This window comes from Pseudomonas sp. FP1154, assembly GCF_030687245.1.
GTDB classification, from domain to species: Bacteria; Pseudomonadota; Gammaproteobacteria; order Pseudomonadales; family Pseudomonadaceae; genus Aquipseudomonas; species Aquipseudomonas rhizophila.
In genome coordinates this window covers 1,235,838-1,259,943 of the sequence record NZ_CP117465.1, presented here as the reverse complement: position 1 = coordinate 1,259,943, position 24,106 = coordinate 1,235,838, and the positions used below count along the sequence as shown (strand labels likewise).

Below are 24,106 nucleotides of genomic sequence, written 5' to 3'. Positions count from 1 at the left end.
CGCGAGCCATCAGCGCAGCCCCTCCAGCCAGCCATCGAGCGTTCGAAAAGCATCGTTGAAGGTCCGATCCAGCTGCAACGGCGTTATCGAGACATAGCCTTGCATCACTGCATGAAAATCGGTGCCCGGCCCGCCATCCTCGGCATCACCGGCGGCGGCGATCCAGTAACCGGCCTTGCCCCGGGGATCGACCACCTGCATGGGCTTGGCCGCGCGGGCACGATGACCCAGGCGAGTGAGCTGGATGCCTCGGATGTGATCCAGTGGCAGGTTCGGAATGTTCACGTTCAGCACCGTGCGCGGTGGCAGGTCCAGCTCGCCATGGGCCTCGACCAACTTGCGAGCGAAGTAGGCGGCGGTAGGCAGATTATCGACTTGCCGCGAAACAAACGAAAAGGCAAACGACGGATGCCCGAGGAAACGGCCCTCAAGGGCGGCGGCCACGGTGCCGGAATAAAGCACGTCATCCCCCAGGTTGGCCCCCAGGTTGATGCCCGAAACCACCATGTCCGGCTCGCGCTCCAGCAAGCCGTTGAGGCCCAGGTGCACGCAGTCGGTCGGGGTGCCGTTGAGGCTGATGAAACCATTATCCAGATAGCACGGGTGCAATGGTCGGTCGAGCGTCAGCGAACTGCTGGCGCCGCTTTTGTCCTGGTCCGGGGCGATGACCACACATTCGGCAAAATCCGCCAGCGCAGCATAAAGCGCGGCAAGGCCGGGTGCTGTCACCCCGTCGTCGTTAGAAATCAGAATACGCATGGGCTGTCCGTCTGCCCCACCGGCACCAGATCGACGAGTTCGCGCACCAAGACAGTGGCGAAACATCCGGCCGGCAGGACGAATTCCAGTTGCAGAATGTCAGGCGAGGGATAATGCCACGACAGGCCGCCAATGGGCAGTCGCAGGATGCGACGTTCGTGACTCATTCCCGCGTTTATCAACCAGTCGCGCAGATCGGCCTCCGCCTCGGCGATGGCCTGCTCCAGATCATGGACCGCGCCGGCGGCAGGCGAAGGTCCCTCGCCCCACTGCGGCCCGGTGGGGTGCAGGTCGAGAATCGCTAGGCGTGGGTCACTGCACTCGGCCTCGCCGGCGGGGAAAAAACTGCGGCTGTCGGTGAAGGCCAGCAAGTCGCCCACCTGCGCGTGCTGCCAGGTGCCATCGGCCACCCGAGCCGCCAACACCCGGTTGAACAGAAAACTGCGGGCGGTGGACAACAGCCGCGAACGCACATTGCGCTGTTCCGGCAAAGCCTTGCGCGCGGCCCAGGCGCGGGCATCGACGAGGTTACCGCCGTCATGCCCGAAGCGCTGGGCGCCGAAATAATTGGGAATGCCCAGCCGGGCGATCTGTTGCAGACGCGCATCGATCGCCGCTGGGTCGCCCTTGAACTGGGTCAGGCGCAAAGTAAAGCCATTGGCCGAGTGCGCGCCGCGTTGCAGCTTGCGTTTATGGCGACCGGTCTTGAGGATCTTCAGCGTTTCGTTTTCCGCCGCCGACAGGTCCGGGTCGGCCTTGCCCGGCAACTGGACGCTGAACCACTGGCGGGTCAGCGCCTGGCGGTCCTTGAGACCGGCATAACTGACGGTGCGCAACGATACGCCGGCGGCCTTGGCAATTCGCCGAGCCGCTTCTTCAGTGTTCAAACCGCGTTTTTCAACCCAGATCCATAAGTGCTCGCCTTCGCCCGTGAGCGGGATGTCGAGCACTTCGTCGACCTGAAAATTTTCAGCAGTGGCCTTGAGTACTGCGCTGCCCAGCGACTCGCCGTAGGCACGGGGGCCTAATAGTTCCAGTTCGGTCATGGGCGCAGCAACAAGGCAACGCTATGAACGGCAATGCCTTCTTCGCGACCGACGAAACCAAGTTTCTCGGTGGTGGTGGCTTTCACGTTGACCTGGTCCAGCTCAACTTGCAGGTCCTCGGCAATCAACCGACGCATCGTTTCGATGTGTGGCGCCATTTTTGGCGCCTGGGCGACGATGGTGTTATCGACATTGCCGACTTTCCAGCCCTTGGCGTGGATCAGCGAGACCACGTGGCGCAGCAGCACCCGGCTGTCGGCGCCCTTGAACTGCGGGTCGGTGTCGGGGAAATGTCTGCCAATATCCCCCAGCGCGGCGGCGCCAAGCAAGGCGTCGCTCAAGGCGTGCAGCAGGACGTCACCGTCAGAATGCGCGAGCAGCCCGAAGCTGTGTGCAATACGCACGCCGCCCAGAGTAATGAAGTCGCCTTCAGCGAAACGGTGAACATCGTAGCCGTGGCCAATACGCATAAAAAAACGCCCCGATTTTTGTCAGGGCGTGATTCTACCTGCATTCAGCGTGGGGAGCGCCCTCAATTAGCTCCCTCGCCAAGGGGAAACAGACTAAGAGCCCCCTAAAGCGTGGGCATGATGTTGCAAGTGATCCTCAATGAAGCTGGCGATAAAGAAGTAGCTGTGGTCGTAGCCCGGTTGCAGGCGCAGCTCCAACGGATGACCGGCAGCCTTGGCCGCTTGCTGCAAGGCTTCGGGCTTGAGCTGGTTGGCCAGGAAATCATCGCGATCGCCCTGATCCACCAGCAACGGCAGCTTTTCGCCAGCTTCGGCGATCAATGCACAGGCATCCCACTCACGCCACTTCGAGCGGTCTTCCCCCAGATAACGAGAAAACGCCTTCTGGCCCCACGGGCAATCCATCGGATTGTTGATCGGCGAAAACGCCGACACCGAGCGGTAACGCCCTGGGTTACGCAAAGCGCAGACCAGCGCGCCGTGGCCACCCATGGAGTGACCACTGATGCCGCGCTTATCCGAGGCCGGGAAATGCGCTTCGACCAAGGCCGGCAATTCCTGCACCACGTAGTCATGCATCCGATAGTGCCGCGCCCACGGTTCCTGCGTGGCGTTCAGATAAAACCCCGCACCCAGGCCAAAGTCCCAGGCACCGTCCGGATCGCCCGGCACGTCGGCGCCGCGCGGGCTGGTGTCCGGCGTGACAATAATCAGGCCCAGTTCGGCAGCCATGCGCTGGGCGCCGGCCTTTTGCATGAAGTTCTCGTCGGTGCAGGTCAATCCGGACAACCAATACACCACAGGCAACTTGCCGCCCTGCTCGGCCTGGGGCGGCAGGTACACGGCAAACACCATGTCACAACCAAGCACTTCGGAACGATGCCGGTAACGCTTGTGCCAGCCGCCGAAGCTTTTCTGGCAGGAAATGTTTTCAAGACTCATGACCGACCTCAGAAATGAATAACGGTACGGATGCTCTTGCCTTCATGCATCAGGTCGAACGCCTTGTTGATATCTTCCAGGCCCATGGTGTGGGTGATGAAGGTATCCAGCGGAATCTCGCCCTTCTCGGCCATTTCCACGTAGCTTGGCAATTCGCTGCGCCCGCGCACGCCGCCAAACGCCGAACCGCGCCAGACGCGCCCGGTCACCAACTGGAACGGACGGGTGGCGATTTCCTGGCCGGCCCCGGCCACACCGATGATCACCGACTCGCCCCAGCCCTTGTGGCAGCATTCCAACGCGGCACGCATCAGTTGCACATTGCCGATGCACTCGAAGGAAAAGTCCACGCCGCCGTCCGTCATGTCGACGATGACTTCCTGGATCGGACGGTCGAAATCTTTTGGGTTGACGCAATCGGTGGCGCCCAGTTGCTTGGCGATTTCGAACTTGGCCGGGTTGATGTCGATGGCAATGATGCGCGATGCCTTGGCTTTCACCGCACCAATCACCGCCGACAGGCCAATGCCGCCCAGGCCGAAGATCGCCACGGTGTCACCCGGCTTGACCTTGGCGGTGTTGAGGACCGCGCCGATACCGGTGGTGACGCCGCAACCCAGCAGGCAGACTTTTTCCAGCGGCGCTTTCTTTGGGGATTTTCGCCACGGAAATTTCTGGCAATACGGTGTATTCGGAGAACGTCGAGGTCCCCATGTAGTGGAAAATCGTCTCCCCCTTGTAGGAAAAGCGCGAGGTGCCATCTGGCATCAAGCCTTTGCCTTGGGTGGCGCGAATCGCCTGACACAGGTTGGTCTTGCCCGACTTACAGAACTTGCACTGCCCGCATTCCGGCGTGTACAGCGGAATGACGTGATCGCCCACCGCCACCGACGTCACGCCTTCGCCGATGGCCTCGACAATAGCGCCGCCTTCATGGCCGAGGATCGACGGGAAGATCCCTTCCGGGTCGGCGCCCGACAAGGTGTAGGCATCGGTGTGGCAGACACCCGAGGCCACCACGCGCAGCAACACTTCGCCCGCCTTGGGCATGGCGACGTCGACTTCAACGATTTCCAGGGGTTTCTTGGCCTCGAAGGCAACGGCCGCGCGTGACTTGATCATGGGGAGTCTCCAGCAAATAAAAACAAGACAGGGAGTGTAATCCCTCACCGGACGATGAATAATCCAACCAAAAGCAAAACATTATTGCTGCACAGGGATAATCATTCATGTCCGATAACCGCTGGGAGGGCATTGACGAATTCGTCGCCGTGGCCGAATGCAGCCAATTCACCGCCGCCGCCGAACGCCTGGGGGTTTCGTCTTCCCACATCAGTCGACAAATCGTACGGCTTGAAGAGCGTCTGCAGACACGACTGCTGTATCGCAGTACCCGCCGGGTCACTCTGACCGAGGCCGGCCAGACGTTCTTGCAGCATTGCCAGCGCCTACAGGACGGACGCGAAGAAGCACTGCGGGCGGTGGGCGACCTCACCAGCGAACCCAAAGGCATGTTGCGCATGACCTGTGCCGTGGCCTACGGCGAGCGGTTCATTGTGCCGCTGGTGACACGGTTCATGACGCTTTATCCGCAATTGCGGGTGGACATCGAACTGAGCAACCGCCCCCTCGATCTGGTTCACGAAGGCCTGGACCTGGCGATTCGCCTGGGCCGTTTGCAGGACTCGCGCCTGGTTGCCACGCGCCTGGCGCCACGGCGCATGTACCTGTGCGCATCGGCGTCCTACCTGGAGCGCTACGGTCGCCCCCATAGCTTGTCGGAATTGAGCCGCCACAATTGCCTGATCGGCAGCTCCGACCTCTGGCAACTGGAGCAGAACGGGCGGGAATTTTCCCAACGAGTGCAGGGAAACTGGCGTTGTAACAGCGGGCAGGCGGTGCTGGATGCGGCTTTGCAAGGGGTGGGATTGTGTCAGTTGCCGGATTATTACGTGTTGGAGCATTTGCACAGCGGGGCGTTGATATCGCTGTTAGAGGCTCACCAGCCGCCGAATACAGCGGTGTGGGCGTTGTATCCGCAGCAACGGCATTTGTCGCCGAAGGTGCGCAAGTTGGTGGATTACTTGAAGGAGGGGTTGGCGCAGCGGCCGGAGTATCGGGGGTAACACTGGTTTTTATGTTATCTGAGCGATTGCTATCGCGAGCAGGCTCGCTCCCACACTGGATCTTCAGCGGCTACAAATTTTGTGTACAGCCAAAGTGCCTTGTGGGAGCGAGCCTGCTCGCGATGGCGATTCCACTTAATGGCGATTCGCCCAACGCTGGCGCAACCACTCCAGATCTTCAGGGCGTGTGACCTTGAGGTTATCGGCCCGCCCTTCGATCAGGCGTGGCGCTTGACCTGCCCATTCCATGGCGGACGCTTCGTCGGTAATCATGGCATCGGCCACCAGGCTGTCAGCCAGGGCCCGGTGCAGGGCTCCGAGACGAAACATTTGCGGCGTGTAGGCTTGCCAGATGACGCTGCGGTCAACGGTTTCCACTACACGGCCGTGCTTGTCGACTCGTTTGAGGGTGTCACGCGCCGGCACAGCCAGGAGGCCGCCGACCGGATCATTCGCCAGTTCCCTGAGCAATGTGTCCAGATCGTCCCGGGCCAGGTTGGGCCGGGCGGCGTCGTGCACCAAGACCCAGTCGTGATCATCGGCACCCTGTCCGTGAAGATGCAGCAAGGCATTGAGCACCGAATCCGAACGTTGTTCGCCACCGTCCACGCGCTGGATGCGTGTATCGCTGGCGCAGGCCAGGGTCGGCCAATAAGGGTCATCGTGTGCAACACTGACCACCACGCCTTTTACGGTCGGATGATCGAGGAAACAGCCAAGGCTGTGTTCGAGAATTGTGCGTCCGCCCAGTTGCAGGTATTGCTTGGGACGGTCCGCAGCCATACGGGCGCCAACGCCCGCGGCAGGAATCACGGCCCAGAAGGCCGGCAAACGGATACTCATTGGGCCAACTGGTAGAGGGTTTCGCCCTCTTTAACCATGCCCAGTTCATGGCGAGCCCGCTCTTCAACAGTCTCCATGCCTTTTTTCAGTTCACTGACTTCGGCGTCCATCACCCGGTTACGCTCCAGCAACGCCTCGTTTTCGGCATGCTGTTCGGCAATCTGCTGAGTCAGGTCCGCCACTTGCGCCAGGCTGCCATTACCCACCCAAAGGCGGTACTGCAGGCCAGCCAGCAACAGGAGCAAGACAAGAAACAACCAATTGGGACTGCGCATCGAATCTCAGGTTTCCAGTGAAAAAGACAGCCATGCCACACTTTGAAGCGTCTGATAGCACGAAGCCTGGAAAAACCAGGCTTGTGCTTGATAAGGCATCAGATTAGAGGCAAAACCGCCGCTATTGCGACTTTTTTGACATCATCCGGTGTCTTTTTACCATCTACCGCTTAACCGCGAAACTCGGCACGACCGTTGTACTTGGCCTTGCCGTTCAACTGCTCTTCAATACGCAGCAGTTGGTTGTACTTGGAGACGCGATCGGAACGGCACAGCGAACCGGTCTTGATCTGGCCTGCCGCAGTGCCCACGGCCAGGTCGGCAATGGTCGAATCTTCGGTTTCGCCGGAGCGGTGGGAGATCACGGCAGTGTAGCCGGCGGCCTTGGCCATCTGGATGGCTTCCAGGGTTTCGGTCAGGGTGCCGATCTGGTTGAACTTGATCAGGATCGAGTTGGCGATCTTCTTATCGATGCCTTCTTTCAGGATCTTGGTGTTGGTGACGAACAGGTCGTCGCCTACCAGCTGGGTTTTTTCGCCGATCTTGTCGGTGAGGATTTTCCAGCCGGCCCAGTCGGACTCGTCCAGGCCATCTTCGATGGAGATGATCGGGTAGCGCTCGGTCAGGCCCTTGAGGTAATCGGCAAAACCTTCGGCGGTGAACACCTGGCCTTCACCGGACAGGTTGTACTTGCCGTCTTCGAAGAACTCACTGGCCGCGCAGTCCAGGGCCAGGGTCACGTCGGTGCCCAATTTGTAACCGGCGTTGGCCACGGCTTCGGAGATCACTTTCAGTGCGTCTTCGTTGGACGCCAGGTTCGGTGCGAAACCGCCTTCGTCGCCAACGGCGGTGCTCAGGCCACGGGCCTTCAGCACAGCCTTGAGGTGATGGAAAATCTCGGTGCCCATGCGCAGGCCTTCGGAGAAGGACTTGGCGCCCACCGGCTGGACCATGAATTCCTGGATGTCGACGTTGTTATCGGCGTGCTCGCCACCGTTGATGATGTTCATCATCGGCACCGGCATCGAGTAGACACCCGGGGTACCGTTGAGGTTGGCGATGTGTGCGTACAGCGGCAGGTCCTGGTCCTGGGCGGCAGCCTTGGCAGCGGCCAGGGACACGGCGAGGATCGCGTTAGCGCCCAGGGTGGCTTTGTTTTCGGTACCGTCGAGCTTGATCATCGCGTGATCGAGGGCTTTCTGGTCGGCAGGATCCTTGCCCAGCAACAGGTCACGGATCGGACCGTTGATGTTGGCGACGGCTTTGAGCACGCCCTTGCCCAGGTAACGGCTCTTGTCGCCATCACGCAGCTCCAGCGCTTCGCGCGAGCCAGTGGAAGCACCGGACGGCGCGCAGGCGCTGCCGATGATACCGTTGTCGAGAAGCACGTCCGCTTCAACAGTGGGGTTGCCACGGGAGTCGAGAACTTCACGACCTTTGATGTCGACGATTTTTGCCATTGTTGTAAACACTCCAAAGTTGACGAAACGCTGTAACAGTAAGGCTTGCCGACGACGGTCCCGAAGGACGTCATCGCTGGCAAGCCATGCTCCCACAAAAGCAGTGCGGCCAGCGGGCCAGAGCGATAATCGAGCGGTACTTTACCGGAGAAAACCGCGTTACGCGGTTTCTATCGTCGGAAAACTCTTGACCAGTTCGTCCAACGCCTTGAGCTGAGACAAGAAGGGTTCCAGCTTGTTCAAGCGCAAGGCACAAGGGCCGTCACACTTGGCATTGTCCGGGTCCGGGTGGGCCTCGAGGAACAGACCTGCCAGGGACTGGCTCATGCCGGCCTTGGCCAGGTCGGTGACCTGGGCGCGACGCCCCCCAGCGGAATCGGAACGACCACCGGGCATTTGCAGCGCGTGGGTCACGTCGAAGAACACCGGGTATTCGAACTGCTTCATGATGCCGAAACCAAGCATGTCCACCACCAGGTTGTTGTAGCCGAAGCTCGAACCACGCTCGCAGAGGATCAACTGGTCATTGCCGGCCTCTTCGCATTTGCTCAGGATGTGTTTCATCTCCTGGGGCGCGAGGAACTGGGCTTTCTTGATGTTGATCACCGCACCGGTCTTGGCCATCGCGACCACCAGGTCGGTCTGGCGCGACAGGAAGGCCGGCAGCTGGATGATGTCGCAGACCTCAGCGACCACTGCGGCCTGGGCAGGCTCGTGGACGTCGGTGATGATCGGCACGCCGAAGGCTTGCTTGATGTCCTGGAAGATGCGCATGCCCTCTTCCAGGCCCGGGCCACGGTAAGAGGTCACGGACGAGCGATTGGCCTTGTCGAAACTGGCCTTGAAGACATAAGGGATGCCCAGCTTCTGGGTGACCTTCACGTACTCCTCGCAGACCTGCATCGCCATGTCGCGGCTTTCCAGTACGTTCATGCCGCCGAACAGCACCATGGGCTTGTCGTTGGCAATCTCGATGTCGCCGACGCGAATGATCTTCTGGGCCATCGTTTTATGCCTTCTTCTGGTGTTGAGCCAAAGCGGCTTTCACGAAACCACTGAACAGCGGGTGGCCGTCCCGAGGCGTCGAGGTGAACTCGGGGTGGAACTGGCAAGCAACGAACCATGGATGATCCGGGGCTTCGACCACCTCCACCAGCGCGCCGTCACCGGAACGACCGGAGATTTTCAGGCCGGCTTCGATCAGTTGCGGCAGCAGGTTGTTGTTCACTTCGTAGCGATGGCGGTGACGCTCGACGATCACATCCTTGGCGTAGCAATCGTGCACCTTGGAGCCGGCTTCAAGCAGGCATTCCTGGGCACCGAGACGCATGGTGCCGCCCAGGTCGGAGGCTTCGGTGCGTACTTCCACGGCGCCGGTGGCATCTTCCCACTCGGTGATCAGGCCCACGACCGGGTGACCGCTGGCGCGATCGAATTCGGTGGAGTTGGCGTCCTTCCAGCCCATCACGTTACGGGCGAACTCAATGACCGCCACTTGCATGCCCAGGCAGATGCCCAGGTAAGGCACCTTGTTTTCGCGAGCGTATTGAACAGCGGTGATCTTGCCTTCCACGCCCCGCAAGCCAAAGCCGCCCGGCACGAGGATCGCATCGGCGCCTTCGAGCAGACCGGTGCCCTGGTTCTCGATGTCTTCAGAGTCGATATAGCGCAGGTTGACCTTGGTACGGTTGCTGATACCGGCGTGACTCATCGCCTCGATCAGCGACTTGTAGGCATCCAGCAGCTCCATGTACTTGCCGACCATGGCGATGGTGACTTCGTGTTCCGGGTTGAGCTTGGCATCGACCACCGCTTCCCATTCGGACAGGTCGGCGCTGGCGCACTGCAGGCCGAAACGCTCGACGACGAAATCGTCCAGGCCCTGGGAGTGCAGGATGCCCGGGATCTTGTAGATGGTGTCAGCGTCTTCCAGGCCGATCACCGCACGCTCTTCAACGTTGGTGAACTGGGCGATCTTGCGCCGCGAAGAAATATCGATCGGATGATCGGAGCGGCAGATCAGCACATCCGGCTGCAGGCCGATGGAACGCAGTTCCTTGACCGAGTGCTGGGTGGGCTTGGTCTTGGTTTCGCCAGCGGTGGCGATGTACGGAACCAGGGTCAGGTGCATCAGCATCGCGCGCTTGGCGCCGATTTCGAAACGCAACTGGCGGATGGCTTCGAGGAACGGCTGGGACTCGATGTCACCCACAGTGCCGCCGATTTCGACCATCGCCACGTCGGCGTCGCCGGCACCCTTGATGATGCGGCGCTTGATTTCGTCGGTGATGTGCGGGATGACCTGGATGGTCGCCCCCAGGTAATCACCACGGCGTTCTTTGCGCAGCACGTGTTCGTAGACACGGCCGGTGGTGAAGTTGTTGTTCTGGGTCATGGTCGTGCGGATGAACCGCTCGTAATGGCCCAGGTCCAGGTCGGTCTCGGCGCCGTCGTGGGTGACGAACACTTCACCGTGCTGGAACGGGCTCATGGTGCCCGGGTCGACGTTGATGTACGGGTCCAGCTTGAGCATGGTGACCTTAAGTCCCCGCGCCTCCAGGATGGCCGCCAATGAAGCCGAGGCAATGCCTTTCCCCAATGAAGAAACAACACCGCCCGTGACGAATATGTAGCGCGTCATGAAAAACCCTAGAAGTCTGCGTTAAAGCGGTCCGAGCCGCCGGGGAAAGCGAAGGAAGGCCGAAGCCCCCGATCACCTGCATTAATCACAGTGCACCTTTCAAAAAAACCGCCGCGTTGGGACAGACCGGAAGTGAAATCACCGGTACGTTGCTCGCTACACATTTTTTGGAATCGCCCAGCAAAGACTGCTTGGTAATCGGCAACTCCTGCAATTCAGGCGAATCCACAGAAGTTGTATCAAGAAGGGAGCGTAGTCTACCGGAAAGCCCCTTTCAGCTCAAACCCAGATCTTGGTTTCATGGCTGCCAGATCAGTTGCCAGTTGCCATCAATGCCGCTGTCGAGTCCTGGCAGGTTCGCCACCGCCAGCAATTGCTCGTCCCGATACAGCAGTGGCAATCGACCGCGCGCAAACGCCGGCACGCCTCTTTCGTTGAGCAAACGCTTGAGGTCCCGGTGGCCACGGCCGGGCAACATCATGGCTTCACCTCCCTGACGATAGCGGACGCAGAGCGGTCCGTCGGGCATTTTACCGTCGAGGGTCACCGTGCCGTTGTCTGGCAGGGTCAATGCTTGAGCAGTCAGCGTCCATTCTACGGGGCCTGCGGCCGGTCGCAGCCAGCGGTCGGATAACCACCAGACGCGTCCGCCGGTGCGGTGCAGTTCGCCACCGGCCAGCCGCCAGATCGGCCGGGCATCGTCCGCTGCATCGCGCAACGAGTCCCAGCCAGACCAATGATCACTGTCGGGCAGCGTTGTCATTGAAACCAGCCAATGACTCAACGCATTACGCTGACGGGCCGGCGACAAGGCTCGCAACGGGGCCAACTCAAGCGACCGCAACCCAAGCCAGTCGAACGCGCAGGGCGTGATGGCTCGATCCAGATCGATTCGCGCCAGGTCATCCAGCAAGCCTTGCGCCTCACTCAGGTGCGCAGCGCTGCGGGCGAAGGTCGTCGAGGCTTGGGGCCACTGCTCGGTCAATACCGGGAAAATTCGCTGGCGCAGGAAATTGCGCGCGTACCGGTGATCGTCGTTGGAAGGGTCTTCGATCCAGTTCAAGCCCTGTTGCGTCGCGTAGGCTTCCAGCTCCGCCCGGGACACATCGAGCAAGGGTCGCAGCAAGTACCCCTGGCCCAGAGGACGCTGCCGAGGCATCGCCGACAAGCCCCTCACCCCTGCCCCACGCAACAAACGAAACAACAGGGTTTCAGCCTGATCGTCGCGATGTTGACCGGTGAGTAGCACTTCATTGCTGTGGAGCAGCGCCACGAAGGCAGCATAGCGCGCCTCCCGGGCGGCACGCTCGACGCTGGCACCGGCCGGGACTTGCACGTTCACTACTTCCAGCGGCACCCCAAGGGCCTTGCAGACCGAGCGACAATGGTCCGGCCATGCATCGGCCACAGCCTGAAGGCCATGATGGACGTGGACAGCACGTAACGGTGGCAGGGCTTCATTTTTGGAGAGAGACGCGAGCAGGTGCAGCAGGACGGTGGAATCGAGGCCACCGGAGAAGGCGATGCGCCAGGTGACGGCGTTGCGCCAGGGGGATAGCTGTGTGAGGAGCCGGGTTGGCAGATCCGCGCTTGGGTTCATAGGAGTCAGCCTTGGCACAAACAACTGTGGGAGCGAGCCTGCTCGCGATGGCGGTATATCAGTCAACTCATTTGTTGAATGTTAAACCGTATCGCGAGCAGGCTCGCTCCCACATGGGCATTGCGGTCGGATCAGAGACCGTAGCTCATCAGCCGCTCATAGCGACGGGCCAGCAGCGCCTCGTTGTCGAACTTCTTGAGCATCGACAGTTGCGAACTCAGCTCGGCACGAATCAGCGCCGCAGCCGCGGCCGGATCACGATGAGCGCCGCCTACAGGCTCGCTGATCACTTTATCCACGATACCCAGGCCTTTGAGACGCTCAGCGGTGATGCCCATGGCTTCGGCGGCATCCGGCGCCTTCTCGGCGGTTTTCCACAGGATCGAGGCGCAGCCTTCCGGCGAGATCACCGCGTAGGTGGAGTATTGCAGCATGTTCAGCTGATCGCAGACACCAATGGCCAGCGCACCGCCGGAACCACCTTCGCCGATCACGGTGGCGATGATCGGGGTTTTCAGTCGCGCCATTACGCGCAAGTTCCAGGCGATCGCTTCGCTCTGGTTACGCTCTTCGGCGTCGATGCCCGGATAAGCGCCCGGCGTATCGATGAAGGTCAGGATCGGCATCTTGAAGCGCTCGGCCATTTCCATCAGGCGGCACGCCTTGCGATAGCCTTCCGGACGCGGCATGCCGAAGTTGCGGCGCACCTTTTCGCGGACTTCGCGGCCTTTCTGATGGCCGATGACCATCACTGGCTGGTCGTCCAGACGGGCGACGCCACCCACGATCGCGGCGTCGTCGGAGAAATGCCGATCGCCGTGCAGCTCATCGAACTCAGTGAAGATGTGCTCGATATAGTCCAGGGTGTAGGGACGACGCGGATGACGCGCCAGGCGGGCGATCTGCCAGCTGGTCAGCTTGCCAAAGATGTCTTCGGTCAGCGTGCGGCTTTTGTCCTGCAGACGAGAGATTTCATCGCCGATATTCAGCGAATTGTCATTACCGACCAAGCGCAACTCTTCGATCTTGGCTTGCAGGTCGGCGATCGGCTGTTCGAAATCTAGAAAATTCGGGTTCATAGGCGTCCGTCTTGGGTCGACGTCCAAGAGAGCTTGGGCCGGCCGGTTGTCTATTCGCGCCCTACCTTAAGGGAGAGGCGCGTTCAGGTCGAGATTAAAAATTCGGGTCGAGATCAGGGCCGCTCCAAGGTTCAGGAGTGGCACCTGGCCGTCAACGGTATTGGAGGAAGACGTTGTCTTTGCCGAACTGGTCACGCAAGGCTTGAATCAACGCATCCGCCGGATCGATCCGCCAGCCTTCGCCGAACTGCAGCACAGCCTTGGCGTCGGGGCGCACGTACTCCATGGTAATCGGGCAAGCACCGCGATGGCGCTTGAACAACTCCCCCAGCCAGCGTAGCTGATCGCCCTTGAGATCCTGGGTCTGCAATTTCAGGCGCAGGCTCTCGGCCAGGTTGGTCCGGGCATCTTCCATGCTCATCACCCGTTTGACCCGCAGCCGCAGGCCACCGGAAAAATCGTCGTTGCTGACTTCGCCTTCCACCACAACCATCGCGTCAGTCTGCAACAGCGACTGGGCCGAATGGAACGCATCGGCAAACAACGACGCCTCGATGCGCCCGGAGCGGTCGTCGAGGGTGATAAAGCCCATCTTGTCGCCCTTTTTGTTTTTCATTACCCGCAGGGCAATGATCATACCGGCGACGGTCTGCGTGTCACGCGCCGGCTTCAGATCAATGATGCGCTGGCGGGCGAACCGGCGGATCTCGCCTTCGTACTCGTCGATCGGGTGACCCGTGAGGTACAGGCCCAAGGTGTCTTTCTCACCCTTGAGACGCTCCTTGAGCGTCAGCTCCTTGGCCTTGCGGTGATTGCCGTAGACATCGGCATCTTCCTCGACAAACAACCCGCCAAACAGGTCGGCGTGACCACTGTCATGGGTCCGGGCGGTTTGCTCGGCGGCCTTGATCGCTTCTTCCATGGCCGCCAGCAGCACCGCGCGGTTGCGGTCGATATTGGCCTGGTAGGCCTTGGGTTCATCCTGGAAGTACGGGCCCAGACGGTCCAATGCACCGCTGCGGATCAAACCGTCGAGGGTACGTTTGTTGATGCGTTTGAGATCGACCCGGGCGCAAAAATCGAACAGGTCCTTGAACGGTCCGTCCTGACGGGCTTCGGTGATGGCTTCCACCGGTCCTTCACCCACGCCCTTGATCGCCCCCAGTCCATAAATGATGCGGCCTTCGTCGTTCACCGTGAACTTGAACTCCGAAGCGTTCACGTCCGGCGCGTCGAGGCGCAACTTCATGGTCCGCACTTCTTCGATCAAGGTCACGACCTTGTCGGTGTTGTGCATATCCGCCGACAGTACCGCGGCCATGAATGGCGCCGGGTAGTGGGCCTTCAGCCACGCGGTCTGGTACGACACCAGACCATAGGCGGCCGAGTGGGATTTGTTGAAGCCGTAACCGGCGAATTTTTCCACCAGGTCGAAGATGTTACCGGCCAGGTCCGCATCAATGCCGTTGTTCGCACAACCCTCAATGAAACCGCCGCGCTGCTTGGCCATTTCCTCGGGCTTTTTCTTACCCATCGCCCGACGCAGCATGTCCGCGCCGCCGAGGGTGTAACCGGCCATTACCTGGGCAATCTGCATCACCTGTTCCTGGTACAGGATGATGCCGTAGGTCGGTGCCAGGACCGGCTTGAGGCCGTCGTACTGATAATCCGGGTGCGGGTACGCCAGCTCGGCGCGCCCGTGCTTACGGTTGATAAAGTCATCCACCATGCCCGATTGCAGCGGGCCCGGACGGAACAGGGCCACCAGTGCGATCAGGTCTTCGAGGCAGTCGGGCTTGAGCTTTTTGATCAGCTCCTTCATGCCCCGGGATTCAAGCTGGAACACTGCCGTGGTTTCGGCTTTTTGCAACAAGCTGTAGGTCGGTTTGTCATCCAGCGGAATAAACGCGATGTCCAGCGGCGCATCGCCGACCTTGGCTCGATCACGGTTGATGGTTTTCAGCGCCCAGTCGATGATCGTCAGGGTCCGCAGACCAAGGAAGTCGAACTTCACCAGGCCCGCCGCCTCGACGTCATCCTTGTCGAACTGGGTCACCAGGCCGTCGCCCTCTTCATCGCAATAGATCGGCGAGAAGTCAGTCAGCTTGGTCGGCGCGATCACCACGCCCCCGGCGTGCTTGCCGACGTTACGCACCACGCCCTCAAGCTTGCGGGCCATCTCCCAGATTTCCGCGGCTTCTTCATCGACCTTGATGAAGTCCCGCAGGATTTCTTCCTGCTCGTAGGCTTTTTCCAGGGTCATGCCGACTTCGAACGGGATCATCTTCGACAGACGATCCGCCAAACCGTAGGACTTGCCCTGCACCCGCGCCACGTCACGCACCACAGCCTTGGCGGCCATGGAACCGAAGGTGATGATCTGGCTCACCGCGTTGCGGCCGTATTTCTCGGCCACGTAATCAATCACCCGGTCGCGACCGTCCATGCAGAAGTCGACGTCGAAGTCGGGCATGGACACCCGTTCCGGGTTGAGGAAACGTTCGAACAGCAGGTCATATTCCAGCGGGTCGAGGTCGGTGATCTTCTGCACGTAAGCCACCAGGGAGCCTGCACCCGACCCCCGGCCTGGCCCCACCGGCACGCCGTTGCTCTTGGCCCACTGGATAAAGTCCATCACGATCAGGAAGTAACCGGGGAAGCCCATCTGGATGATGATATCCAGCTCGAAATTCAACCGGTCGACATAGACCTGGCGCTTGGCCTCGTAATCTTCGGTGGTGTCCTTGGGCAAGAGAACGCTGAGGCGCTCATCCAGGCCATCGAAGGACACCTTGCGGAAATACTCGTCGATGGTCATGCCATCGGGGATCGGGAAGTTGGGCAGGAAGTGCTTGCCCAGCTTCACTTCGATGTTGCAGCGCTTGGCAATCTCGACCGTGTTTTCCAGCGCCTCGGGCAGGTCGCTGAACAACTCGGCCATTTCCTCGGCGCTTTTGAGGTACTGCTGATCGCTGTAGTTTTTCGGACGACGCGGATCATCGAGCGCCCGGCCTTCACCGATGCAGACGCGGGTTTCGTGGGCCTCGAAATCTTCCTGCTTGATGAAGCGCACGTCGTTGGTCGCCACCAGCGGCGCGCCGATCCGGTCGGCCAGGGCCACGGCGGCATGCAGGTGTTCTTCGTCGTTGGGGCGATTGGTGCGTTGCACTTCAATGTAGAAGCGGTCCGGGAACACCGCCATCCAATCGCGGGCCAGTACTTCGGCTTCTTCTGGATTGCCACTGAGCAGGGCCAGGCCGATTTCACCTTCCTTGGCCGCCGACAGCATGATCAAACCTTCATTGGCCTCAGCTACCCATTCGCGCTCGATGATGATCGAGCCGTTGCGCTGGCCATCGATAAAACCGCGGGAGATCAACTCGGTGAGGTTGCGGTAACCCACGGCGTTCATCACCAGCAGGCTGATGCGGCTCAGCGGCGCGTCCGGGTCTTTGTTCGACAGCCACAGGTCGGCCCCGCAGATCGGCTTGATCCCGGCGCCCATGGCATTTTTGTAGAACTTGACCAGCGAACACATGTTGTTCTGGTCGGTGACCGCCACAGCAGGCATGTTCATGCCCACCAGGGTCTTGACCAGTGGCTTGATCCGCACCAGGCCATCGACCAGGGAGTATTCAGTGTGCAGGCGTAGATGAACGAATGAAGCCGGCATAGTGATCCTGCGTTAAGTCATGAAAACAACAAGGCCCGGATTGTACCGAGCCTTGGGTAAAACATCAGCATGATTGCCTTGCCACAAAAGCCTGCATCAAGAGACCGCAGTCTGATGACTTACGATCAAACCCTCACGGGCTTCATAAGCCAGTCGCACCGGCGCGAACGAGCGCCGATGGATCGGCGTTGGCCCAAGGCGCGCCAGCGCTTCCAGATGAACGGGTGTCGGGTAGCCCTTGTGGCCGCCGATGCCGTAGCCCGGGTAAATCAATTCAAAGGCGCTCATTTCCCGATCACGGCTGACCTTGGCCAGAATCGATGCCGCCGCAATGGCCGGCACCTTGCCGTCCCCCTGAACGACTGCTTCGGCGCGCATAGACAGCTTCGGGCACCGATTGCCATCGATCATCGCCAGTTTCGGGGTGATGTGCAGGCCTTCCACGGCACGCTGCATCGCAAGCATGGTGGCGTGCAGGATATTCAGCTCGTCGATCTCTTCCACTTCAGCCCGTGCAATGCACCAGCTCAGGGCTTTCTCACAGATTTCGTCGTAGAGCTTTTCGCGACGGGCTTCGGTGAGCTTCTTGGAGTCGTTGAGGCCCAGAATGGGCCGGTTTGGATCGAGAATCACCGCTGCCGTCACCACTGCGCCGCACAACGGACCACGACCGACCTCATCAACACCGGCCACCAGTTCTTCAACTTCAGCCACCAGATTGAAGTCCAGGCCCATCTGCAATTTCACGTTACTCATGGTTTGGCGCCGATCAGGGTCAATACTGCGTCGGCGGCCTGGTTGGAGGCATCGCGGCGCAAGGTACGGTGAATGTCATCAAAGCCCCGGGTCTGCTCCTGGCCACCGTCGATCAAGGGCGACAGCGTACGGGCCAGCGCATCGGCGGTTGCCTCGTCCTGCAGCAATTCAGGCACCAGCAAGCGCTGGGCCAACAGATTGGGCAAGGAGATGTAAGGGCTCTTGACCATGCGTTTGAGGATCCAGAACGTCAACGGCGCCAAGCGATAGGCGACCACCATCGGGCGTTTATACAGCAACGCCTCAAGGGTAGCAGTGCCGGACGCAATCAACACGGCGTCACACGCAGCCAGTGCGAGATGAGAGCGGCCATCGAGCAATGTGACAGGCAGATCGCGCCCGGCCAGCAGCGCTTCAAGCTGAGCCCGTCGCTGCGGGCTGGCACAGGGCAGAACAAAACGCACGCCGGGACGCATCGCTCGCAGACGCTCGGCGGCGTCGAAGAACAAGCCTCCCAGGCGACTGACCTCGCCGCCACGGCTACCGGGCATCAAGGCCACCAGCGGGCCGTCGGGCAGGCCCAACGTTTGACGCGCCGCGTCACGATCCGCTTGCAGGGGAATGGTATCGGCCAGGGTATGGCCGACAAACCGTACCGGCACGCCCTTCTCTTCGTAGAATCGGGCTTCGAACGGCAGCAGCGTGAGCATCAGGTCGCAGCCTTCGCGGATTTTCAACACGCGCTTCTGCCGCCAGGCCCAGACCGAGGGGCTGACGTAGTGCACCGTCTTGATACCGGCCTGACGCAACTTGAGTTCGATATTGAGAGTGAAATCCGGCGCATCGATGCCGATGAACACATCCGGTTTTTCGTCGATCAGGGTCGCGATCAGCTTCTTGCGGCGAGCCAGCAGTTCGCGCAGACGTCCGAGCACCTCAACCAGCCCCATCACCGACAGGCGTTCCATGGGGAAATATGACGCCAGCCCTTCGGCCTGCATCAAGGGGCCACCGACACCGATGAACTCCACTGCTGGGTGCTGCGCCTTGAGCGCACGCATCAGACCGGCACCCAGAATGTCACCGGAAGCCTCTCCCGCCACCAGTGCTATACGCAAGTTAGCCATGGTTAGCGAGTGATGCCGCGAGTCGAGGACTGGATGGAGTCACGGAATATCGCGACTTCCGGGAACTGCGCCGAAGCCTCGGCCAGCTCGACAAGGGCCTGTTCGACGGTCAACCCCTGGCGGTACACAACCTTGTAGGCGCGCCGCAATGCCGTGATCGCCTCTTCGCTGAAACCACGACGGCGCATGCCTTCGAAATTCATACTGCGGGCTTCGGCCGGGTTACCGAACACAGTGACATAGGCCGGTACGTCCTTGCCGATGGCGGTGCCCATGCCCGAGAAGCTGTGGGCGCCGATATGACAATATTGATGGACCAAGGTGAAACCGGACAGGATCGCCCAGTCGTCCACATGCACGTGGCCAGCCAACGCGGTGTTGTTGACCAGGATGCAATGGTTGCCAATGACGCTGTCATGACCGATATGGGCGTAGGCCATGATCAGGTTATGGTTGCCCAGAGTCGTTTCGGAACGATCCTGAACGGTGCCACGGTGAATCGTCACGCCTTCGCGGATCACGTTGTGATCGCCAATGACCAGCCGGGTTTCTTCACCTTTGTACTTGAGATCGGGCGTGTCCTCGCCTACCGAAGAAAACTGGTAGATGCGGTTGTGCCGACCGATCCGGGTCGGACCCTTGAGAACTACATGGGGCCCGATCACCGTACCCTCGCCGATTTCCACACCTGGGCCGATGATCGACCATGGGCCGACCTCGACATCGGCGGCCAGGACTGCCGCCGGATCGATGATTGCGCGAGGGTCAATCAAACTCATAGTTTGCGTTCCGCACAGATGATTTCAGCGGAGCAGACTGGCTTGCCGTCGACCGAAGCCTGGCATTCGAACTTCCAGATCTGGCGCTTGCAACTGATGAATGTGGCTTCGAGGATCAGCTGATCGCCCGGGGTGACCGGCTGGCGAAAACGCAGCTTGTCGGAGCCCACGAAGTAGTAAAGCGTGCCGTCGGCAGGCTTCACGTCGAGCATTTTGAAACCAAGGATCCCGGCAGCCTGAGCCATTGCCTCGATGATCAGCACGCCGGGCATGATTGGATGCGCGGGAAAGTGACCATTGAAGAACGGTTCGTTGATGCTGACATTCTTGTAGGCGCGAATCCGCTTGCCTTCAACGTCAAGTTCCACCACCCGGTCCACCAGCAGGAACGGGTAACGGTGAGGCAGGTATTCGCGAATCTCGTTGATGTCCATCATTTCGGGGGGAAGCCTATGTAAAGATTGGAAGCGCACGATCGACGCGCGCCCCTCTAGCAAATCAAGGAGGCAGTCTAGCGGCTGTGCACACTTGATATGGAAATGGTATCAGCCATCTGATGAAGCATTACCGTCAGGGGTCACGTCCCCTACACGCTTTTCCAACTGACGCAAACGCCGCGCGATGTCATCGAGCTGGCGGATTCGGGCCGCGCTCTTGCGCCATTCGGCCGCCGGTTGCATCGCCGTGCCGGAAGAATAAGCACCCGGCTCGGTGATCGAATGGGTCACCATGGTCATTCCGGTGAGGAATACGTTGTCACAAATATCAATATGCCCCACCAGCCCCACGCCACCGGCGAGCATGCAATGCTTGCCGATCCGGGTGCTGCCGGAAATGCCTACGCAGGCGGCCATGGCGGTGTGATCACCGACCTGGACGTTGTGGGCGATCTGAATCTGGTTGTCGAGCTTGACGCCATTGCCGATGACCGTATCAGACAGGGCACCCCGGTCGATCGCGGTGTTGACACCGATTTCCACGTCATCACCGATGGTCACGCCGCCGATCTGGGCGATCTTTTGCCAGATCCCCTTCTCCTTGGCAAAACCGAAACCTTCACCGCCCAGTACCGCACCCGACTGGATCACCACCCGCTTTCCGATACGCACGTCGTGATACAACGTGACCCGGGGAGCAAGCCAGCCACCCTCACCGATCTCGCAGCGCGCACCGATGAAGCAATGGGCGCCCAGCGTGACGCCCGGGCCGACCCGGGCGGCGCTTTCAATGACGACAAAAGGACCGATGCTGGCCGTGGGATCAACCACCGCATCCGCCGCGATGACCGCGCTGGGATGAATGCCGGGGGCCGACTTGGGCTTGGGGTCGAACAGGTGGGAAATCCGCGCATACGCCAGGTAGGGATCCGGTACGATCAGCGCATCGCCCGCGAACCCGTCAGCATCGGCAGGCTTGAGCAACAGCGCTGCGGCCCGGCTGTCGGCCAGGTATTTGCGATATTGAGGATTTGCCAGGAAGCTCAACTGAGCTGGGCCAGCCTCTTGCAAAGTGGCTAGCCCAGTGATGACCTTCTCCGGGTCGCCACGCAGGGTGGCGCCGAGGAACTCAGCCAGTTGGCCGAGCTTGATAGTCGCTGTCATGGATTACTTCAGCTGATTCATGCGCTCGATAACCTGGCGCGTGATGTCGTACTGGGGTTTGACGTCAATCACTGCACCACGCTCGAACACCAGGTCAAAACCACCTTTCTTGATGACTTCTTCCACCGCCCGATCGAGCTTTGGCTTGAGCTGCTTGAGCATCTCGCGGTCGGCAACGGCTTTCGCTTCGTTCAGCTCCTTGGACTGGAACTGGAAGTCACGGGCCTTTTGCTTGAACTCAAGCTCCAGACGCTCACGCTCGCCCTGGGCCATTTTGTCGCCACCGGAAACCAGACGATCCTGGATACCCTTGGCGCTGCTCTCCAGGCTCTTGAGCTTGGTCAGCTGCGGGCCGAACTTCTTCTCGGCATCCACGGCGTATTTCTTCGCCGCGTCGGATTCCAGCAGGGCCATCTGATAGTTCAGTACGGCAATCTTCATGTCGGCAAAAGCCGGACCTGCGACCATCAAGGTCGCCAGGAGAACCAATTGAGTCAACTTACGCACGATGTACTCCTACAAAATCCATTGTCGTTATCTTGGGTCAGACGCTTAAAACGTCTGGCCGAGGGAGAATTGGAACACTTGGGTTTCAGCGTCATCCGGTTTCTTGATCGGCATCGCCAGGGCGAAGCTCAAAGGACCGAGCGCGGTGACCCAGGTCACACCCACGCCTACGGAACTTGCCATGTTGCTCAGGCTGATGTCGTTGCACTTGGTATTGGACCTGGTGCCGTCGGCGTTGGTGGTGTCCTCGCACGAAGAGTCGAATACGTTACCCACGTCCCAGAATACCGAGGTACGCAAGGAGCGCTGATCCTTGACGAACGGCATCGGGAACAACAGCTCGACACCGCCCTGGATCAGGACATTACCACCGAACGGCAGCGGATCCTGGTCCGGATCACGTATGGTTCCCGGGTTGGTGCCCCGGCTCGGCGTACTGCGCGGACCAAGAGTGCTGTCCTTGAAGCCACGGACCGAGTTGAAACCGCCGGCATAGTAGTTCTCGTAGAACGGCAAGCCGTCGGTGGAACCATAACCGTCGCCATAACCCAGCTCAGTGTGCAGGCGCATGGTGTAATTATCAGACAGCGGCTGGAACAGTTGGCCACGATAGTCGAGCTTGAAGAACGAGAGGTCGCTGCCAGGGGTGGTAGTTTCCAATACCAGGCTCTGGGAACGACCACGGGTCGCCAGCACACCTTTGTTCAGGGTCGATTCGGACCAACCGACAGACGCCTTGAAGTTCAGGTACTTGTCGCCTTCCTTTTCAACGAAGTCAAAAATCTCGTCAACGGTATAACGCCCGGTGCTGATCTCGTCCTGCTGGGCGGTGAGACCGAACGTCAGACGCGAAGTCTCGCTGATTGGATAACCCACGTTGACGCCTGCACCCAGGCTGTCCACGGCATAGCTGGAGATGTCGGAGTCGAGCTCGTCATAGTCAGTGGTGCGATAGAAGGCGTTGTAGCCCAGGCTCACACCGTCTGCAGTCCAGTAGGGGTCGACAAAACCGAAGTTGTAGCGGGTCTGGTATTCGCTGCGGGTCAAGCCAACGCTGACCCGGTTACCGGTACCCAGGAAGTTGTTCTGGGTGATCGAACCACCGAGGATCAGGCCGGCGCTCTGGGCGAAACCGACGCTTGCGGTGATCGAGCCGGACGCCTGCTCTTCAACGCTGTAGTTCACATCGACCTGGTCATCGACGCCCGGTACTGCCGGCGTCTCGACGTTGACTTCCTTGAAGAAGCCCAGGCGCTCCAGACGGGTCTTGGACTGGTCGATCAGGTAGGTCGACGCCCAGCCACCTTCCATCTGGCGCATTTCACGGCGCAGCACCTCATCTTCGGACTTGGTGTTGCCACGGAAGTTGATGCGGTTGACGTAGGCACGCTTGCCCGGATCCACGGCGAAGGTGATGTCGACGGTATGGTCTTCATCGTGCGGTTGCGGCACGCCGTTGACGTTGGCGAAGGTGTAGCCCTCGTTGCCCAGACGACGGGTGATCAGCTCGGAAGTGGTGGTCATCAGCTTGCGCGAGAACACCTGGCCCTTCTGCACCAGCAGCAGAGAGGTGACCTGGTCTTCAGGCACCTTCAGGTCGCCGCTGAGCTTGACGTCACGAACGGTGTACTTGTCGCCTTCGTTGACGTTGACGGTGATGTAGACGTGCTTCTTGTCCGGGGTGATGGACACCTGGGTCGAAGCGATGTCCATGTTGATATAGCCGCGGTCCAGGTAGTAGGAACGCAGACGTTCCAGGTCACCGGAGAGCTTTTCACGGGCGTACTTGTCGTCGTTCTTGAAGAACGACAGCCAGTTGGTGGTCTTGAGTTCGAACAGGTCGATCAGGTCTTCATCAGGGAAAACGGTGTTGCCCACCACGTTGATGTGCTGGATCGCCGCCACGGTGCCTTCATTGATGTTGACCTTCAGGCCTACGCGGTTGCGCGGCTGCGGCACCACTTCGGTGTCGACGGTGGCCGAGTAACGGCCCTGGGCAACGTACTGGCGTTGCAGCTCGTTACGAACACCTTCGAGGGTGGCGCGCTGGAAGATCTCGCCTTCGGCCAGGCCGGACTGTTTGAGGCCCTTCATCAGGTCTTCAGTGGAGATCGCCTTGTTGCCTTCGATCTCGATACTGGCAACCGATGGACGCTCAACTACCGTGATGACCAGTACATTGCCATCACGACCCAGCTGGATATCCTGAAAGAAGCCGGTTTTGAACAGCGCGCGAGTGGATTCCACCAGACGCCGATCATCCGCCTGCTCGCCGACGTTTAACGGCAAGGCACCAAAGACACTACCCGCGGAGACCCGCTGGAGGCCATTGACGCGAATATCAGAGATAGTGAAGGACTCGGCGTGAACTTCGGCGATCATCAATACGGTGAGAACCGCAGTTAGCAGCAGACGTTTCATG

General features: G+C 60.1%; 20 protein-coding genes and 1 pseudogene. 1 reads left to right on the top strand and 20 read right to left on the bottom strand.

The features are described from left to right. Positions 1–9: 9 nt before the first annotated feature. The 5 genes and pseudogenes from surE to PSH91_RS05640 all read right to left on the bottom strand — a co-directional run bounded on the left by surE (position 10) and on the right by PSH91_RS05640 (position 4,339). Entirely contained in the window at positions 10–759 is a 750-nt protein-coding gene (gene surE / locus PSH91_RS05660; protein ID WP_047227585.1) for a 5'/3'-nucleotidase SurE, read from the bottom strand. Next, positions 747–1,805 (bottom strand): tRNA pseudouridine(13) synthase TruD, encoded by a 1,059-nt coding sequence (gene truD / locus PSH91_RS05655; protein ID WP_305467549.1) that lies wholly within the window; start codon positions 1,803–1,805, stop codon positions 747–749. Before truD ends, surE begins: the two co-directional genes overlap by 13 nt. Further along, entirely contained in the window at positions 1,802–2,275 is a 474-nt protein-coding gene (gene ispF / locus PSH91_RS05650) for a 2-C-methyl-D-erythritol 2,4-cyclodiphosphate synthase (protein WP_047227583.1), read from the bottom strand. Before ispF ends, truD begins: the two co-directional genes overlap by 4 nt. 93 nt (positions 2,276–2,368) lie before the next feature. Then, entirely contained in the window at positions 2,369–3,217 is an 849-nt protein-coding gene (fghA, locus tag PSH91_RS05645) for an S-formylglutathione hydrolase (protein ID WP_305467547.1), read from the bottom strand. Between the two features lie 8 nt (positions 3,218–3,225). Further along, positions 3,226–4,339 (bottom strand): annotated as a pseudogene (locus PSH91_RS05640) (S-(hydroxymethyl)glutathione dehydrogenase/class III alcohol dehydrogenase). Between the two features lie 107 nt (positions 4,340–4,446). Here PSH91_RS05640 and PSH91_RS05635 point away from each other — a divergent pair. After that, complete coding sequence (locus PSH91_RS05635) at positions 4,447–5,343, top strand: LysR substrate-binding domain-containing protein (RefSeq protein WP_047227581.1); 897 nt, start codon at positions 4,447–4,449, stop codon at positions 5,341–5,343. A 135-nt stretch (positions 5,344–5,478) separates the two neighbouring features. Here PSH91_RS05635 and ispD read toward each other — a convergent pair whose 3' ends face one another. The 15 genes from ispD to bamA form a co-directional block, all read right to left on the bottom strand. After that, positions 5,479–6,186 (bottom strand): 2-C-methyl-D-erythritol 4-phosphate cytidylyltransferase, encoded by a 708-nt coding sequence (gene ispD, locus PSH91_RS05630; protein WP_288912099.1) that lies wholly within the window; start codon positions 6,184–6,186, stop codon positions 5,479–5,481. Continuing rightward, a complete protein-coding gene (gene ftsB, locus PSH91_RS05625; protein ID WP_047227579.1) occupies positions 6,183–6,461 on the bottom strand; it encodes a cell division protein FtsB in 279 nt (92 codons plus the stop codon). Before ftsB ends, ispD begins: the two co-directional genes overlap by 4 nt. A gap of 170 nt (positions 6,462–6,631) precedes the next feature. Then, positions 6,632–7,921, bottom strand: coding sequence for a phosphopyruvate hydratase (gene eno, locus PSH91_RS05620; RefSeq protein ID WP_047227578.1), 1,290 nt, complete (start codon positions 7,919–7,921; stop codon positions 6,632–6,634). Between the two features lie 159 nt (positions 7,922–8,080). After that, positions 8,081–8,926 carry a 3-deoxy-8-phosphooctulonate synthase gene (gene kdsA / locus PSH91_RS05615; protein ID WP_047227577.1) on the bottom strand — a complete coding sequence of 282 codons (846 nt, stop codon included), beginning with the start codon at positions 8,924–8,926 and terminating at the stop codon, positions 8,081–8,083. Positions 8,927–8,930: 4 nt separating this feature from the next. Then, positions 8,931–10,562 carry a CTP synthase gene (locus tag PSH91_RS05610; protein ID WP_047227576.1) on the bottom strand — a complete coding sequence of 544 codons (1,632 nt, stop codon included), beginning with the start codon at positions 10,560–10,562 and terminating at the stop codon, positions 8,931–8,933. Between the two features lie 298 nt (positions 10,563–10,860). Then, positions 10,861–12,162, bottom strand: coding sequence for a tRNA lysidine(34) synthetase TilS (tilS, locus tag PSH91_RS05605; RefSeq protein ID WP_173407339.1), 1,302 nt, complete (start codon positions 12,160–12,162; stop codon positions 10,861–10,863). A gap of 131 nt (positions 12,163–12,293) precedes the next feature. Further along, complete coding sequence (locus tag PSH91_RS05600) at positions 12,294–13,241, bottom strand: acetyl-CoA carboxylase carboxyltransferase subunit alpha (protein WP_047227574.1); 948 nt, start codon at positions 13,239–13,241, stop codon at positions 12,294–12,296. Between the two features lie 151 nt (positions 13,242–13,392). After that, a complete protein-coding gene (gene dnaE / locus PSH91_RS05595) occupies positions 13,393–16,914 on the bottom strand; it encodes a DNA polymerase III subunit alpha (protein WP_305467543.1) in 3,522 nt (1,173 codons plus the stop codon). 96 nt (positions 16,915–17,010) lie between these two features. Then, positions 17,011–17,655 carry a ribonuclease HII gene (gene rnhB, locus PSH91_RS05590; RefSeq protein ID WP_160891751.1) on the bottom strand — a complete coding sequence of 215 codons (645 nt, stop codon included), beginning with the start codon at positions 17,653–17,655 and terminating at the stop codon, positions 17,011–17,013. Positions 17,656–17,666: 11 nt separating this feature from the next. Further along, positions 17,667–18,797 (bottom strand): lipid-A-disaccharide synthase, encoded by a 1,131-nt coding sequence (gene lpxB, locus PSH91_RS05585; RefSeq protein WP_173407340.1) that lies wholly within the window; start codon positions 18,795–18,797, stop codon positions 17,667–17,669. 2 nt (positions 18,798–18,799) lie between these two features. Further along, the gene (lpxA, locus tag PSH91_RS05580) at positions 18,800–19,576 is read right to left on the bottom strand and encodes an acyl-ACP--UDP-N-acetylglucosamine O-acyltransferase (protein ID WP_047227570.1); all 777 of its coding nucleotides are present in this window, start codon (positions 19,574–19,576) and stop codon (positions 18,800–18,802) included. Further along, on the bottom strand, positions 19,573–20,013 hold the full coding sequence (gene fabZ, locus PSH91_RS05575) for a 3-hydroxyacyl-ACP dehydratase FabZ (protein WP_047227569.1): 441 nt from the start codon (positions 20,011–20,013) through the stop codon (positions 19,573–19,575). The genes lpxA and fabZ overlap by 4 nt, the downstream gene beginning before the upstream one ends. Before the next feature lie 108 nt (positions 20,014–20,121). Beyond that, positions 20,122–21,177: a UDP-3-O-(3-hydroxymyristoyl)glucosamine N-acyltransferase gene (gene lpxD / locus PSH91_RS05570; RefSeq protein ID WP_047227568.1), complete on the bottom strand. Its 1,056-nt coding sequence runs from the start codon at positions 21,175–21,177 to the stop codon at positions 20,122–20,124. Positions 21,178–21,180: 3 nt separating this feature from the next. After that, positions 21,181–21,684 carry an OmpH family outer membrane protein gene (locus PSH91_RS05565; protein WP_047227567.1) on the bottom strand — a complete coding sequence of 168 codons (504 nt, stop codon included), beginning with the start codon at positions 21,682–21,684 and terminating at the stop codon, positions 21,181–21,183. 45 nt (positions 21,685–21,729) lie between these two features. Beyond that, positions 21,730–24,105 (bottom strand): outer membrane protein assembly factor BamA, encoded by a 2,376-nt coding sequence (bamA, locus tag PSH91_RS05560; protein ID WP_047227566.1) that lies wholly within the window; start codon positions 24,103–24,105, stop codon positions 21,730–21,732. Between the last annotated feature and the right edge of the window lies 1 nt (position 24,106).

What these genes read in the sequence shown, in the direction of transcription:
- ftsB (WP_047227579.1), bottom strand. Translation starts at nt 6,461, where the DNA reads ATGCGCAGTCCCAATTGGTTGTTTCTTGTCTTGCTCCTGTTGCTGGCT.
- lpxD (WP_047227568.1), bottom strand. Translation starts at nt 21,177, where the DNA reads ATGACAGCGACTATCAAGCTCGGCCAACTGGCTGAGTTCCTCGGCGCC.
- dnaE (WP_305467543.1), bottom strand. Translation starts at nt 16,914, where the DNA reads ATGCCGGCTTCATTCGTTCATCTACGCCTGCACACTGAATACTCCCTG.
- bamA (WP_047227566.1), bottom strand. Translation starts at nt 24,105, where the DNA reads ATGAAACGTCTGCTGCTAACTGCGGTTCTCACCGTATTGATGATCGCC.
- PSH91_RS05600 (WP_047227574.1), bottom strand. Translation starts at nt 13,241, where the DNA reads ATGAACCCGAATTTTCTAGATTTCGAACAGCCGATCGCCGACCTGCAA.
- kdsA (WP_047227577.1), bottom strand. Translation starts at nt 8,926, where the DNA reads ATGGCCCAGAAGATCATTCGCGTCGGCGACATCGAGATTGCCAACGAC.
- surE (WP_047227585.1), bottom strand. Translation starts at nt 759, where the DNA reads ATGCGTATTCTGATTTCTAACGACGACGGGGTGACAGCACCCGGCCTT.
- ispD (WP_288912099.1), bottom strand. Translation starts at nt 6,186, where the DNA reads ATGAGTATCCGTTTGCCGGCCTTCTGGGCCGTGATTCCTGCCGCGGGC.
- truD (WP_305467549.1), bottom strand. Translation starts at nt 1,805, where the DNA reads ATGACCGAACTGGAACTATTAGGCCCCCGTGCCTACGGCGAGTCGCTG.
- lpxB (WP_173407340.1), bottom strand. Translation starts at nt 18,797, where the DNA reads ATGGCTAACTTGCGTATAGCACTGGTGGCGGGAGAGGCTTCCGGTGAC.
- tilS (WP_173407339.1), bottom strand. Translation starts at nt 12,162, where the DNA reads ATGAACCCAAGCGCGGATCTGCCAACCCGGCTCCTCACACAGCTATCC.
- eno (WP_047227578.1), bottom strand. Translation starts at nt 7,921, where the DNA reads ATGGCAAAAATCGTCGACATCAAAGGTCGTGAAGTTCTCGACTCCCGT.
- PSH91_RS05635 (WP_047227581.1), top strand. Translation starts at nt 4,447, where the DNA reads ATGTCCGATAACCGCTGGGAGGGCATTGACGAATTCGTCGCCGTGGCC.
- ispF (WP_047227583.1), bottom strand. Translation starts at nt 2,275, where the DNA reads ATGCGTATTGGCCACGGCTACGATGTTCACCGTTTCGCTGAAGGCGAC.
- fghA (WP_305467547.1), bottom strand. Translation starts at nt 3,217, where the DNA reads ATGAGTCTTGAAAACATTTCCTGCCAGAAAAGCTTCGGCGGCTGGCAC.
- fabZ (WP_047227569.1), bottom strand. Translation starts at nt 20,013, where the DNA reads ATGATGGACATCAACGAGATTCGCGAATACCTGCCTCACCGTTACCCG.
- lpxA (WP_047227570.1), bottom strand. Translation starts at nt 19,576, where the DNA reads ATGAGTTTGATTGACCCTCGCGCAATCATCGATCCGGCGGCAGTCCTG.
- PSH91_RS05610 (WP_047227576.1), bottom strand. Translation starts at nt 10,562, where the DNA reads ATGACGCGCTACATATTCGTCACGGGCGGTGTTGTTTCTTCATTGGGG.